Below are 14,024 nucleotides of genomic sequence, written 5' to 3' on the forward strand. Positions count from 1 at the left end.
CGGCAGCAGTAGTTGACTAAGCAACTAAATTCAGCCGGCGGAAAACCAGCCGACTGCATCGTCGAGGAGCCCACCATGCCCGCTGTCACGGTCGACAACATCCTTGCCCTCCCCCGCATCCCCCTTCCCGACGCCACGGCGGTGGCCCGGCCGGTCAAGACCGTCACCACGGCGCCCACAGGGTTCGAGGGTGAAGGGTTCCCGGTTCGTCGGGCGTTCGCGGGTATCGACCTTTCCTCGCTCGATCCGTTCATTCACATGGACCAGATGGGCGAGGTGAATTACGCGCCCGGTGAGCCGAAGGGAACTCCGTGGCACCCGCACCGTGGTTTCGAGACGGTGACCTACATGATCGACGGGATCATGGAACACAAGGATTCCCACGGCGGCGGCGGAACCATCGGCGGCGGCGACACCCAGTGGATGACGGCCGGTGCGGGCATCCTGCACATCGAAGCGCCGCCGGAGCACCTGGTGATGTCCGGTGGACTGTTCCACGGGGTGCAGTTGTGGGTGAACCTTCCGCGAGCGAACAAACTGGCGACTCCGCGGTACCAGGACATCACGGGCAACAAGGTCGCACTGTTGTCCAGCAGTGACGGCGGAGCGCTGATCCGCGTGATCGCCGGTGACGTGGCAGGACACCCGGGTCCGGGATCGACGTACACCCCGATCGCGCTCACGCACATCACGGTCGCACCGGGCGCAGCACTGTCCCTCCCGTGGAACCCGGAGTTCAACGCACTGGCTTACGTGCTGGCCGGTTCGGGCACCGTCGGCGGGGACGGATCCGTCGGGAGTGCATCGGCAGGCAGGCCGATCCGCATGGGCCAGACCGCGCTGTTCGGCAGGGGCGACGTCATCGACCTCGCCGCCGATCCGCGTGGAGAGTCGATGGAGATCTTCGTGCTCGGCGGCAAGCCGATCCGTGAGCCCGTCGCGATGGCCGGACCGTTCGTCATGAACACCAAGTCCGAGGTCGTGCAGGCGTTCGAGGACTACCAAGCCGGGCGACTGGGCGCACCGACCGAGTAGGGATCGTCAGGTGCGGGCGGGCGGCGCCAGTCGTCGTACCGCCCGCATCGGGATCTCCAGCCAGGTAGGCCGGTTGCGCGCTTCGTACACCGCTTCGTAGGCGGCTTTGTCCAACTCGTACGCACCCAGCAGCGCCTCGGTGGCGCGCGGATCCTCCCCGGTCACCGAGGCATACCCCTCGCAGAACGCAGCGGAGTTCTGCTCCACCCACCTCGACGCAACTGCCTCGTCCAGCCCGGCTCCGTCCGGCCCGGCACCATCCACGAGCAGATGGTGTGCGGCGTAGTCGAAGGACCGCAGCATGCCCGCGACGTCCCGCAACGGACTGTCCGGCCGTCGACGTTCCTCCAGCGACTTGGACGGTTCCCCCTCGAAATCGATCAGCAGCCACGTCAGCGGTGTCCGCAGTACCTGACCGAGATGAAGGTCGCCGTGGATGCGTTGCACCGTCGTCTCACCCGAGCGAGCGCGAGCGATCAGTTCACGGGCTGCAGGCAGGCACTCGGCCAACTCCGGCACCACCAGCGCCGCCGCCTCGACCCGCTCGGTGATCTCCTGTACCACCTCGGCTGCCGGACGCCTCGACGTTCCCAACTCCGTCGCCAGATCCGCGTGGACGTGCGCAACGGCCTTGCCCAGTTCGAACGACTCCACCGCGAATCCGTCGGACTCGCCCCCGGCGATCAGATCCGCGACGGACGCAAGGGCAGTCGTCCACCCCTCGGCCGAGTCGACGACGAAATCCTGCGCCATCCCCAGCATCGACAGATCGCCGAACTCTTCCGTCTGAATCCACCCACGCAGCGGCGCGACGTTGCCGCAGCCGGCTTCCGCCAGCGCTCGATGCAGCTCGATATCGGGGTTCACACCCGGTGAAATACGACGAAAAAGCTTGAGCAGCAGCACTTCGCCGAGCACAACCGACGTATTGGACTGTTCTGCACCCAGTACTCGACCGGCCAACCCGGAATCCACCGAATCGTCGGCGAGCGTCTCGAATTCGATGCGCCCGATCGACGCCGAGTCCGCAAGCGCGTCACCGTACAGCGAGATGATCGCCGGATCCCGCAAACCGTCGTACACGACGACGTCGTAATCCGGAAGCGGAAGTTGCCAGGCAGCCACCTCGTCGGGGGCGCTGCTGCGAAACCCCAACGGAACCTGATACCGCTGCACCTGTGGACTCTGCGCGAGCGGAGCGTCGAGCCCGATGTCCACCAGCAGATGCTCGGCCGTCACGTCGGAACGGGCGCCGATGCGCACGCGTTCGACGATGTCGAGGGAAACGACCGGTGTGCCCTTCGCGGCGAACCAACGCTGCTGCGGAATCCAGGTGAGCAGTGCCGTCTCGAGATCCACCGTGGTCACGCCCGTCGACTCGATCATGAAAAGTGTGCCGCCTTCGCTCGGTATGCCCGAAGTTCGATGTGCCCCGCAGTCCGATGTGCACCGCAGTTCGATGTGCACCGCAGTTCGATGCACCCGAACCCTATCGACCCTTACCCAGCGTCGCATTCGCTCACACATGGCCCCTTTCGTCGCGCGAAAGTTATGCGAGGACAGTTCCGAGGTTCGAGCGCGCTCCGTAGAGTGGTCTCATGTCCGCTCCACGACGTAGTCCGCACCAACCCTCGATCCCGCACATCGACATCCATCGCGCCGGTGATCGCCTGAAAACCCGTGTGGCATGGCTGGACTCGAAACATTCCTTCTCCTTCGGCCAGCACTACGACCCGGACAACACCCACCACGGCCTGCTGCTCGTCAACAACGACGACATCGTCTCTCCCGGGCAAGGATTCGACAGCCACCCACACAAGGACATGGAGATCGTGACCTGGGTGACAAAAGGGTCACTGGTTCACCAGGATTCGATCGGACACTCCGGCGTCATCTATCCCGGTCTGGCGCAACGGATGAGCGCAGGCCGCGGCATCATGCATTCCGAGAAGAACGATTCCTGGCGCATCAGCGGTGACACCCACCAGGAGCCGGTCAGATTCGTCCAGATGTGGGTTGTTCCGGACACGCCCGGTCTCGATCCCGGTTACGAGCAACTCGAGGTGGACGACGAATTGTTACGCGGCGGATTGGTACCCGTCGCATCCGGAATGAAGAAGCACGACGGCCACGCCGCGATCAGAATCAATCAGAAGGCGGCAGCACTGCACGTCGCTCGCCTACAACCCGAACGGCCCATCACGCTCCCCGAAGCCCCGTTCCTCCACGTCTTCGTCGCACAGGGCACCGTGCAGGTCGAGGGAGTCGGGGAACTGTACGAAGGGGACGCCATACGGATGAGCGATTCCGGTGGGCAGCGCATCCAGTCGTACGAACACGCGGAAATCCTGGTCTGGGAAATGCACTCCCGCCTCGGCTTCTGACACGCTGCCTTCGACACCATTCACGCAACCACAACGGGGGGACACCACATGACCTATCCGCCACCTGGAGACCAGCAACCCGGCAATCAGCCATCGGGTGACTACCCGCGACCGCCCGGTGACTACCCGCGACCGCCCGGTGACTACCCGCCACCGCCCGGCAACTACCCACCACCGGCGAGCGGATATCCCCCGCCACCCGGCAACTACCCGACGGGTGAGTATCAGCCCGGTGGCTACCAGTCCGGGGGCTACCAGTCGGGTGGCTACCAGCAGCCCGGGCAGTACCCGCCGTCGACGCCGAAGAACACTCTGGGCACGGTGGCGCTCGTCGCGGCGATCATCGGCGTACTGACGTTCTGGTCGGTCGTCGGCGGGATCATTCTCGGCCTGCTTGCGGTGGCGTTGGGGTTCGTGGCGAGATCGCGAGTGAAGAAGGGCGCCGCGACCAACGGAACCGTGTCGTTGGTCGCGATCATTCTGGGCTTCGTCGCCGCAGCGCTGTCCGTTGCGCTGATCGCCTTCGGTGTCAGCTGGTTCAGCAACGTCGGCGGGCAGGAGTTCGTCGACTGCATGAACGACGCAGGCAGCAGCCAGTCCGCCCAGGACCAGTGCAGCGACAGATTCCAGCAGAACATCGAGGACCGATACCGCTAGCGAGTCCCTCCGCACGTCGGTTCCCCTGCCGGGTGCTCACGTGCGGAGGGAACCGATGTCCACGACCTGATTGCCGCCCCGATGCTTCGCCTCGTACATCGCGACGTCGGCCCGGCGCATCAACCCGGTGACGGTCCGAACCGGGTCGGATTCGGTGGGCCTGACATGTGCGAGCCCGACACTGACCGTCAGAGGGCATGCGTCCTGCGGTGAGTGCAGTCGACTGCGCAACCACTCGGCGATCGATCTGGCCTGTTCCAGACCCACCTTGGCGACCACGGCGAACTCCTCACCGCCGGTACGCGCAACGAGCAGATCGTCGACGCGGAGCCGCCGGGCGATGAGCTGCAACGCCACGTCGCCCGCCTGGTGGCCGAACCGGTCGTTGATCGACTTGAACCGGTCGACGTCGATGACCATCACGGACACGTCGGGTGCAGCACCGAGGAACTGAGCGACCTTCTCGTCGAGCCCGCGCCGGTTCTGCAGCCCGGTCAACGGGTCGGTTCTGGCGCCGTCGGCGTCGATCCGAAGACTGAGCAACACCGACTGCAGAAACACCGGCGCCGCGAACATCACCGGCAGCAACACCACCAGCTGCGATACCGCCAGACCGTGGTCCAAGTGCGGGGTCGTCATGATCAGCACGAACATCAGCGCGACGGTGCACGCCGACCATCCGAGATGCATCAACAGCACCCGCGGACTGTGAAAGATCTGCACGTAGACACCGGTGGCGGCCAACAGCGCGCATCCGGGAAACGACATCTGGATCGAGCCGTAGGACAGCAACGCGAGAGTGGTCCCGACGTCGGCGTAGATCACGAACATCAGCGAGCGGTGCTCGTACGGCCACGGCCCGCGAATCCAGAGCAGCCCCAAGGCGAAAGACGAGACGGTTCCACCGATGATCACGGCATCGGCCACCGTCGAGGTGGGAGGAACCGCAGTGAGGTACGTCGTGATGGCGGCGAGGCCGAAACACAAACAGCTCAAACCGACGCCCACCCGGTACGCAGTGAGTGCACCGTGCCCGTCGAAGTAATGGACCATCCAGTCGTAGCTGTAGGACTGACGCCACCATCTGCGCAGAAACGTCACCAGCACGTCTCCTTTGCGCCCGAATATATGGAACCAACTCCGCGGTCCGGTTGCGAGAGATGGTAACCGCTCGGGCTCAACCACGAAGATCGCGGTGCTCGAAGGCGACGACCCCGGCCACGAGGCCGACTGCCGACACGGCAACGAGCCACACCAGTGGCACCACCTCGACGGCACCGCCGGGAAGATGCGGCAGGTGCGTGAACGGAGACAGATCGAGCACCAGCTGGGGAAGACCGACCACCGTTCCCACCTGCCCCAGCATCACGAACACAGCCAACAGACCCCAGACGGCCGCCGAGAACCGAGGGACGAACCCGAACAGAACGATGCCCGACGCCGTCAGGACCCACACTGCGGGCAGTTGGCTCACCGCCCCGGCGAGCACTCCCGGCAGCACCGACCGGACGTCGCCCACCGACATCCCGTACGGAACCCCTGCCGCGAAGCCGACGACCGTCATCGCGACGGCCGGGCCACCGAGCGCGAACACGAGTGTGCTCACCAGCCACCGAGTGCGCCCGACACTCCCGGCCAGTACCACCTCCGCGATCGACGACTCCTCGTCGGCGTGCACGCGCAACACCGACGAGATGGACATGGCCGCCGCACCGATTCCGAGGATGCTCAGGGCCGTCGCCAGGAACGAGTCGACCAGAGAGGACCCACCGAACTTGCTCAGCGCGTCGCCGATTGCCGCGCTTTCACCCAGCTGGCCCTGCACGCTGTCCGCGGCACTGCCCAGCACGGCCGCGATCACCGCGAGTCCGACGGTCCACGCCAGCAGGGTGCCGCGTTGCGCGCGCCACGCCAAGCCGAACACACCCTGCATCGACGTTGACGGCTTGCCGTCGCGCACCGCCACCAGACCGGCGCCCAGGTCACGCCGAAGTGCCAGCGCGAACGCGAGCCCGGCTGCGACCGTCGCCGCTGCAGCTGGAAGCACCAGTACCCACCACCGTTCGTCGGCGAACGGTCGTAGCTGTGACGACCACCCGATCGGCGACAGCCACGACAGCGTCCCGGAAGACCCTGAAGTTCCTGATGCTCCCGCATCACCGACGGCCCGCAGCACGAACGCCGCCGCCAGCACCGAGATCGCGTAACCGCGCGCCGCACGCGCGTTGGACCCGACCTGCGCGGCAACGGCAGCGACCCCGACGAACACGACGCCCACCGCGGCGATCGACAGCCCGAACGCGACGCTGCCGCCCACCGGGAATCCCGAGGCCGCGAGCGCTGTCGCGGCGATCGCCGCCGTCAGCACCACACCCGTCGTCGCCAAGGCCATCGCCGCGCACAGCCCGGCGCGTCGGCCGATCGCCGTCGAACCCACCAGCTCGGTGCGGCCTGTGACTTCTTCCGCCCGGGTGTGCCGGACGACCGTCAGCAGCGCTGCGAGAGGGACGAGCGTCAACAGAATTCCGGAGCGCCAGGTCACCAGCGCGCCCAGATCGTCGCCGAAGATCGGTCCGACCAACGCCAGCTCGGCGGGTGTGTGTGCGGTTGCCTCGTAGAACGCCTGCCGATCTGCCGCCGTCGGGTAGAGGCCTTCGAAACTGACGGCGTAGAGCAACGGCACCAAGCCGATGGCCAGCACCCACAGCGGCAGGATCACCCGGTCGCGTCGGGCGAACAACCGGAGCAGCGCCGCCGTCCCGTTCACGACTGCGCCGCGTAGTACTTCAGGAACAGGTCCTCCAGCGTGGGCGGCGAGCTGACGATGCTGGTGATCCCCAGCGCAGCCAGCCTCGTCATCAACTCCGGCAGTTCAGCGGACGGCACCCGGCAGGTCAGGCGGTGCCTGTCGACCTCGATCACCCCGGGCACACCGGCATTGGGCAGACCAGCATCGGGCAGGGTCTCGACGACGACGGTGACCGTCGTGTGCGTCAGATGCCTCATGTCCTTCAGCGATCCCGTGTCGACCGTTCTGCCCTCACGGATGATCGTCACTCGCTCGCACAGCTTCTCGACCTCCGACAGGATGTGCGAGGACAGCAGCACCGTCGCGCCGCGGGCCGACGCGTCGGCGACGCATTCGGCGAAGACCTGCTCCATGAGCGGGTCCAGACCGGATGTGGGCTCGTCGAGCAGAAGCAGTTCTGCGTTCGACGAGAACGCCGAGACGAGCGCGACCTTCTGGCGGTTTCCCTTGGAGTACGTGCGGGTCTTCTTCGTCGGATCGAGCGAGAACCGCTCCAGCAGGTCCGCACGTCGCCGTGGATCGAGGCCACCGCGCATCCGCGCGAGGACGTCGATCACCTCACCACCGGTCAACGACGGCCACAGCGTGACGTCCCCCGGAACGTATGCCAGGCGGCGATGCAACTCCACCGAGTCGGCCCAGGGGTCCTTCCCGAACACCGACACCTCCCCGGAGGTGGCACGAACGAGCCCCAGCAACACGCGGATGGTGGTCGATTTTCCCGCACCGTTCGGTCCGAGAAAGCCGTGCACTTCGCCCTGCTCGACACTCAGATCCAGGCCCGCCAGGGCGAGCGACGCGCCGAAGGTCTTCCGCAGTTCCCTGACGTGCACCACCATGGACGAGCTCCTGCCTCTGCAGTCACGACTCGAAGGCCACTTTCTGGCGATGAGTGTAAAGATGGAATGCATGACAGTTGTGGATTCTGGACAGGCGAACTCTGGTATCGACCTCAGCTACACGGACGCGGGCACTCGCGCGCAGGACGATCTGTTCGTTCACGTCAACGGCAAATGGCTGGACGAGTACGCCATTCCTGCGGACCGGGCCGTCGACGGCGCGTTTCGGACGCTGTACGACAAGGCGGAAGAGGACGTACGCACGATCATCCAGGAGAGCGCGGCGTCGCACCCCCCGGTCGGAACCGACGCACAGAAGATCGGTGACCTCTACTCGAGTTTCCTCGATGCCGACGCCGTCGAGGAAGCCGGCCTGACGCCCATCGCCGACGAGCTCGCTGCCGTCGCCGATGCGGGTGACCTGGTCACCCTCGCCGAGGTACTCGGTTCGTTGCAGCGCACCGGGATCGGCGGCGCCATCGGCCACTACGTCGACACCGACGCCAAGGATTCCTCCCGATACCTCGTGCATTTCTCGCAGTCCGGCATCGGTCTGCCCGACGAGTCGTACTACCGCGAGGAGGGGTACGCCGACATCCGCGACGCCTACGTCGCGCACATCGAGAAGATGTTCTCGATCGCCGGGCTCTCCTACGACGCCCGGAAGGTCGTCGACCTCGAGAAGAAGCTCGCCGCGGGCCACTGGGACGTCGTCGCGCGTCGTGACGCGGAGAAGAGCTACAACCTGGTCGACTTCGACACTCTCGTGAAGAACGAACCCGGATTCAACTGGACCGCATGGATTTCCGGACTCGGCGGTACCACGGAGCAGTTCGCCGAGATCGTCGTGCGGCAGCCTCCGTTCCTGTCCACGTTCACCGGACTGTGGGTGTCCGAGGACATCGAGGACTGGAAAGCGTGGCTCGCCTGGCGCATCGTGCACGGCCGTGCGCCGTACCTGACTGCCGCGCTGGTCGACGAGAACTTCGCGTTCTACGGAAAGAAGCTGAGCGGCACCGAGGAGAACCGGGAGCGCTGGAAGCGCGGTGTCTCGCTGGTGCAGGACCTGCTCGGCGAGTCCGTCGGCAAGCTCTACGTCGAGCGTCACTTCCCCGCGGATGCCAAGGCGCGCATGGAGGTTCTCGTCGCGAATCTGCGTGAGGCCTACCGTCGCAACATCACCGATCTCGAGTGGATGAGCCCGGAGACCAGGCAGAAGGCACTGGACAAGCTCGAGAAGTTCACCCCGAAGATCGGGTACCCGGATCGCTGGCGCGACTACTCCGCCGTGGAGATCGACGCGAGCGACCTGGTGGGCAACTACCGACGCGGATACGTCGCCGAATACCAACGTGATCTGGACAAGCTCGGCGGCGAGGTGGATCGCGACGAGTGGTTCATGACGCCGCAGACCGTGAACGCGTACTACAACCCCGGCCTCAACGAAATCGTCTTTCCCGCAGCGATTCTCCAGCCCCCGTTCTTCGACTCCGGTGCCGACGACGCCGCGAACTACGGTGGAATCGGAGCCGTCATCGGCCACGAGATCGGCCACGGTTTCGACGACCAGGGCGCCAAGTACGACGGCGACGGCAACCTCGTGGACTGGTGGACCGATTCGGACAGAACCGAATTCGGCAAGCGCACCACCGCACTGATCGACCAGTACAACCAGTTCGAACCGAAAGCGCTCCCCGGCCACAAGGTCAACGGCGAGTTCACGATCGGTGAGAACATCGGCGACCTCGGTGGCCTGTCCATCGCTGTCGCCGCGTACAAGATCGCGCTGGACGGCAAGGACGCTCCGGTGCTCGACGGGCTGACCGGTCTGCAGCGAGTGTTCTTCGGCTGGTCGCAGGTATGGCGAACGAAGGCACGCGACGAGGAGGCGATTCGCAGGCTTGCGGTCGATCCGCACTCGCCGCCCGAGTTCCGCTGCAACGGCGTAGTGCGCAATCTGGACAGTTTTCACGAAGCGTTCGATGTGAAGCCGGGCGATGCGTTGTACTTGGATCCACAGGAGCGGGTCAGGATCTGGTAACCACGTGAGTGGAAATGTAGTGCCTTCGGGTCGCTCCGCAGGCTCCGCTCCTGCCCCCTGGCCTACATTTCCACTCACAACGGAGGGGGACGACGTGAAGAACAGAATCAGGTGGATCGCAGCACACGGTCTCGTGCGGTACGGGGCCAAGAAGGCCGCCAAGGCCGGTGACCTGCAGGCCAAGCTGGTTGTCGATCCGGAGACCCGCGCGAATCCGCGGCAGGTGTTCGAGAAGATTCGCGCCACCGGTCCCCTCGTCAAGACGCGAATCTCCAACATCACGGTCACCCACCGCGTGGTCCACGACCTGCTGCGCTCGGACGACCTCCGAGTCACCGAGATCGGCGCCAATCTTCCTGCCCCGCTGCGCTGGATCGAACGAAAGACCCGCAGTACAGCACTACACCCCTTGAAGCCGCCGTCGTTGCTATCGGTGGAACCACCCGAGCACACGCGCTACCGCAAGCTCGTGACCTCGGTCTTCACCCCGCGAGCTGTCGCGCGGATGCGAGAAATGGTGCAGGACAAGGCAAACGTTCTGCTCGACGAGTTGGTCTCCGGGCCGCCGAACGTCGATATCGTCAGTGAGTACTGTGCGCAGTTGCCCGTGGCGGTCATCAGCACCATCCTCGGAGTTCCGGCGAAAGATCGACAGCGGGTTCTTGAGTTCGGGGAGATGGCCGCCCCGAGCCTGGACATCGGGCTGTCCTGGGAGCAGTTCAACCGCGTCGAGGACGGCCTGGCACAGTTCGACGCATGGCTCGACGATCACCTTGCCGAACTACGGCGCAACCCCGGTGACGACCTGATGAGCCAGCTGATCAGGGCCGAGGACGACGGCGTCGGACTCGACGACGAGGAACTGCGGGCAACGGCGGGCCTCGTACTCGCAGCGGGCTTCGAAACAACCGTGAACCTACTCGGCAGCGGGATCCGGCTCCTGCTCGACAACCCGAACCAACTCGAAATTCTGCGCAACGACCCGTCGCACTGGCCGACGGCCGTGGACGAGATGCTTCGCCTCGAATCACCCGTTCAGCTGACCGCACGGATGGCAAAGCACGACGTAACGATCGAAGGAGTGCCGGTCTCGGAAGGCGCGCTGGTGATTCTCGTCCTCGCCGGCGCGAACCGAGACCCCAATGTGTTCGACGATCCATACACGTTCGACGTCACCCGAGCGAATGCGAACAAGCATCTCTCGTTCTCCGGCGGCCGCCACTACTGCCTCGGGGCGTCGCTGGCCAGAGCCGAAACCGAAGTGGGCCTGAAGACGTTGTTCGACAGATTCCCCCACCTGCGGCTCGCAGGTGAGGGCATTCGCCGCGACACCCGAGTCCTGCACGGCTGGGCGTCCTTACCGGTGGATCTGGGAGAACCTGCGACAGCTGATCACCCGTAGTGTCATGCGTTCGAATTAGTTGCATCGAAAGCCATCTGAGCTACTCTCCTGTATCTACGACAACCGAGTCGACCGAGTTCGGCTACATTCGATGGGGGATACCGATGACCGACGAAACTACACCGGACCAGAATTACAGCCTTCAACTCCTCGAGCGAAGCGCAGCGGACATCGTCGAGGTCAGTACTCGGTCAGGCCATGATCTCAATCGCCGATCTGCACGAATGGACGGTGCCGACGGCTGGTAATTGTTGCCGGTCGCACTGGACGGCGCTTCGGCGAATGACATCCATGCGGAGCTATCTGCGAATCGGACGGTCAGGGATCGCGTGGGCGCACGCGATCCCCTGCGTGTTGTGGATCGACCCGGCTTCACCGGTGCTTGCGGTGTGTGCAGCCTCTGGCTGGGTCACACTGTTCTACCTAATGTCCTGCAAGGTCAATGATCTCGCTGATATCGCCAGCGACAGTGCAAATCCTCAGCGCTCACTGAGCCCATTGGTCTCAGGCGCTGTCAGTCCGCTGCAAGCCACGTACTGGGTCCTTGCAGACCTGATCATTCTTGTCGTAGCGTTGTTCATTGCCCCGATTACACTCCAGTCTCAGATTCTGGCGCTGGCGGCGCTCGTTTTGACCATCTACGGAAACACTTTTCAAAAGACGTCCTTACGCGTGCATCCTCTAGCCATGGATTTGACGTACGGGCTGACGATGGCTCTGCTCCTGGCTGCCGCGTCCGGCCTGTTCGGGTCCCATATGTCACCAGAACGCATCGCCGCTATCGCAGGCTTCGGCTTCGTTGTCAGTTTACTCAACCTGGTCGCCGGAAATTTCAAAGACTTCCACGCCGACCGGAACGCTGGGTCACGCACTACTGCACATGCATTGGGATGCACAGTCGACGACCACGGTCGAATCATGCTGACACGAAAGTTCCTGTTCGTTGCCGCTACGCTGCAAGTAGCGTCGACGGCCGGCATCGCCACTTCCGTGATGGATCCGGCCACTCGTACGGGCTGGCCGATGATTGTGTCGGTATGCACCGGCATTGCTTGCGCAGCTGGTTGTTGTCTCTTCTTCGGGCACATTCGAAATCTCCGAAGGTACGGTATGGCTACCGGCGACATCAAGCGACCCAAGTACGCGTTCTATATGTTGTTTGCGGTGTGCTCGAGTTCGGTCTTGGCGACCCCCTTGACGCTCGGACTGGCAGGGGCGGGATCGGTCCTATTCTTCTACTACATTCAGAGGCTTCTCCGATATGACACGAACCGATCAGGATTGGATGACAATAGCAGGGAGCCGGTGCTCGGCACATGACGTCGCCGAGACTGCGCTCACCCTGGTGAGTGCTGAGCTTCCTGAGGTAGTTCAGTACATCCGCCCCGGAAACGATCTTAAGTTGTTCGGCGTCAACAGTGGTTTCTTCCATTTCCCGATCGCGTGTGGACTCGAATCGGGCAGCATATCTCTGGAGCAGTGTCGAGATCTAGCGACCACACTTGCGCTCGGACACGCATACTTCTCTTGCATGGACCGCCTTCTCGACGATCGATTCGTCGACCACGCATTGGTCCTTGCGGCGCCCGAGTTTCTTCGGTTGTACATCGAACGCCTAGGTCGCACTTTCGACAGTGTCGCGGTGCAGAAAATGCATCCGATCTACTACCGCCAGTACTCGGTTGCGCAGGTGTGGGAATGGAAGTCCAACCGCTCGCTCGCCCCGATCACCGGTGACGACATCACGATGCTCAGCTGGAAATCCGCACCTGTATCGCTTCCTACACACCTCGCGCTTCACTCGATGAACGAGCGCAGTCGTGACGCCGTACTGGATGCTTTCATGTCGTACTGTGCGGGCCTTCAGCTGATGGACGATGTGGCGGACATGGCCGAAGACTACGACAACGGAATTTCTTCCATTCCTGTCAGGCTGACGCTGACACGAGGTCTCGGTGTCGGGGCGTGGCCGCTCTCCGGTGAGCTTTCCGGTGCTGAACTGGCTGACGCAGCCTACCGATCAGGGAGCGTGCGCACCTCGCTGATCCTCGCTCGATCGTTCTTCGAGACAGCCATAGTCGGTGCTCGATCGGTCGGCTTCCGCACTCTTCTCGGCCTCGCTGAAGCGCGAGAGTCGTTGTGCACCGTAAGAATCGCAGAGCCGACCGGTGCGTAGCTTTCGATCCACTATTGTCTCCACCGATCTGCGCCGCGCAGACGTCACGTCATATATTCTCCGTGTGCGCGCGCTTACTCGCGCGTTCGAGCGGGCAGGATGCCTCGGAATCGTGAAGTCGGCCACCGAACTCCTCGTCTGGCCACACTTTTACTTACGCGACGACAAATCCGGCCCATTCGTCGGAATCAGGCGGTTGAGCGCTCATCGGCGAAGCAGGATCAAGCTCCCTCGCGAATCCGTCGATGATGTTCCCGGCTTGTTCATCTTCAACTTATGTGCGCCGAATTCTACAGACCGCCAGGGGAGAGCCCGCGATCTCTGCCTCGAGCTCGTCCGCTACGCCGACCGATACGGTTATCGGCTCGTATGCGTGGTGGCTGTCCGCAACACGCGGACGTTCGAAGCGTACGTGAGGTCGGGCTTCGTAGAGGTATCTTTTGTGGACGGCGGAGAACGCGCAACGCTTGTTCGTGAACCTCGTCGATCATGACAGCAATTCGCGCGTGCTTGACGGTAACGATCGTAGGACTGAGCGCCGCCCGAATATCTGCACTCCTCTTCTTACCTTCTGGAGTGGGCCAGGTGTCTCTGCTGTACGTCTTCGCCCGGCCTACTTGGGACACTGTCCTCATTGCATGGACAGACTCGTCTACTGTAAAGGTTGCGGTTCTGGTTCTC

General features: G+C 63.8%; 11 protein-coding genes. 7 read left to right on the plus strand and 4 right to left on the minus strand.

Annotated elements, in window-relative coordinates:
- Positions 1-75 precede the first annotated feature (75 nt).
- The gene (locus CH290_RS18850) at positions 76-1,035 is read left to right on the plus strand and encodes a pirin family protein (protein ID WP_020112398.1); all 960 of its coding nucleotides are present in this window, start codon (positions 76-78) and stop codon (positions 1,033-1,035) included.
- Between the two features lie 6 nt (positions 1,036-1,041).
- Here CH290_RS18850 and CH290_RS18855 read toward each other — a convergent pair whose 3' ends face one another.
- Positions 1,042-2,421: a maltokinase N-terminal cap-like domain-containing protein gene (locus CH290_RS18855; protein ID WP_033189951.1), complete on the minus strand. Its 1,380-nt coding sequence runs from the start codon at positions 2,419-2,421 to the stop codon at positions 1,042-1,044.
- Between the two features lie 212 nt (positions 2,422-2,633).
- On the opposite strand from CH290_RS18855, the gene CH290_RS18860 reads away from it, so the two are divergent.
- Both CH290_RS18860 and CH290_RS30770 read left to right on the plus strand, forming a co-directional pair.
- Positions 2,634-3,419: a pirin family protein gene (locus CH290_RS18860; RefSeq protein WP_033189762.1), complete on the plus strand. Its 786-nt coding sequence runs from the start codon at positions 2,634-2,636 to the stop codon at positions 3,417-3,419.
- 48 nt (positions 3,420-3,467) lie between these two features.
- Positions 3,468-4,076, plus strand: a complete 609-nt coding sequence (locus CH290_RS30770) for a DUF4190 domain-containing protein (protein WP_230621022.1) — start codon at positions 3,468-3,470, stop codon at positions 4,074-4,076.
- 36 nt (positions 4,077-4,112) lie between these two features.
- Here CH290_RS30770 and CH290_RS18870 read toward each other — a convergent pair whose 3' ends face one another.
- The 3 genes from CH290_RS18870 to CH290_RS18880 all read right to left on the minus strand — a co-directional run bounded on the left by CH290_RS18870 (position 4,113) and on the right by CH290_RS18880 (position 7,724).
- A complete protein-coding gene (locus CH290_RS18870; RefSeq protein WP_230621023.1) occupies positions 4,113-5,177 on the minus strand; it encodes a GGDEF domain-containing protein in 1,065 nt (354 codons plus the stop codon).
- A 76-nt stretch (positions 5,178-5,253) separates the two neighbouring features.
- Positions 5,254-6,843 carry an ABC transporter permease gene (locus CH290_RS18875; RefSeq protein ID WP_033189764.1) on the minus strand — a complete coding sequence of 530 codons (1,590 nt, stop codon included), beginning with the start codon at positions 6,841-6,843 and terminating at the stop codon, positions 5,254-5,256.
- Positions 6,840-7,724, minus strand: a complete 885-nt coding sequence (locus CH290_RS18880) for an ABC transporter ATP-binding protein (RefSeq protein WP_033189765.1) — start codon at positions 7,722-7,724, stop codon at positions 6,840-6,842. Before CH290_RS18880 ends, CH290_RS18875 begins: the two co-directional genes overlap by 4 nt.
- A 61-nt stretch (positions 7,725-7,785) precedes the next feature.
- Here CH290_RS18880 and CH290_RS18885 point away from each other — a divergent pair, with 61 nt between their 5' ends.
- The 4 genes from CH290_RS18885 (at position 7,786) to CH290_RS18900 (ending at position 13,343) form a co-directional block, all read left to right on the plus strand.
- On the plus strand, positions 7,786-9,765 hold the full coding sequence (locus CH290_RS18885) for a M13 family metallopeptidase (RefSeq protein WP_371828337.1): 1,980 nt from the start codon (positions 7,786-7,788) through the stop codon (positions 9,763-9,765).
- Positions 9,766-9,859: 94 nt separating this feature from the next.
- On the plus strand, positions 9,860-11,167 hold the full coding sequence (locus CH290_RS18890; protein WP_033189766.1) for a cytochrome P450: 1,308 nt from the start codon (positions 9,860-9,862) through the stop codon (positions 11,165-11,167).
- 198 nt (positions 11,168-11,365) lie between these two features.
- Complete coding sequence (locus CH290_RS18895) at positions 11,366-12,487, plus strand: UbiA family prenyltransferase (protein ID WP_080748748.1); 1,122 nt, start codon at positions 11,366-11,368, stop codon at positions 12,485-12,487.
- A 211-nt stretch (positions 12,488-12,698) separates the two neighbouring features.
- Positions 12,699-13,343: a hypothetical protein gene (locus CH290_RS18900; protein WP_033189768.1), complete on the plus strand. Its 645-nt coding sequence runs from the start codon at positions 12,699-12,701 to the stop codon at positions 13,341-13,343.
- Positions 13,344-14,024: the final 681 nt, after the last annotated feature.

Origin of the sequence: Rhodococcus sp. 06-156-4 (genome assembly GCF_002259345.1) — a bacterium.
Classification (GTDB): Bacteria; Actinomycetota; Actinomycetes; order Mycobacteriales; family Mycobacteriaceae; genus Rhodococcoides; species Rhodococcoides fascians_E.

What these genes read in the sequence shown, in the direction of transcription:
- CH290_RS18860 (WP_033189762.1), top strand. Translation starts at nt 2,634, where the DNA reads ATGTCCGCTCCACGACGTAGTCCGCACCAACCCTCGATCCCGCACATC.
- CH290_RS30770 (WP_230621022.1), top strand. Translation starts at nt 3,468, where the DNA reads ATGACCTATCCGCCACCTGGAGACCAGCAACCCGGCAATCAGCCATCG.
- CH290_RS18885 (WP_371828337.1), top strand. Translation starts at nt 7,786, where the DNA reads ATGGAATGCATGACAGTTGTGGATTCTGGACAGGCGAACTCTGGTATC.
- CH290_RS18900 (WP_033189768.1), top strand. Translation starts at nt 12,699, where the DNA reads ATGGACCGCCTTCTCGACGATCGATTCGTCGACCACGCATTGGTCCTT.
- CH290_RS18855 (WP_033189951.1), bottom strand. Translation starts at nt 2,421, where the DNA reads ATGATCGAGTCGACGGGCGTGACCACGGTGGATCTCGAGACGGCACTG.
- CH290_RS18880 (WP_033189765.1), bottom strand. Translation starts at nt 7,724, where the DNA reads ATGGTGGTGCACGTCAGGGAACTGCGGAAGACCTTCGGCGCGTCGCTC.
- CH290_RS18850 (WP_020112398.1), top strand. Translation starts at nt 76, where the DNA reads ATGCCCGCTGTCACGGTCGACAACATCCTTGCCCTCCCCCGCATCCCC.
- CH290_RS18895 (WP_080748748.1), top strand. Translation starts at nt 11,366, where the DNA reads ATGATCTCAATCGCCGATCTGCACGAATGGACGGTGCCGACGGCTGGT.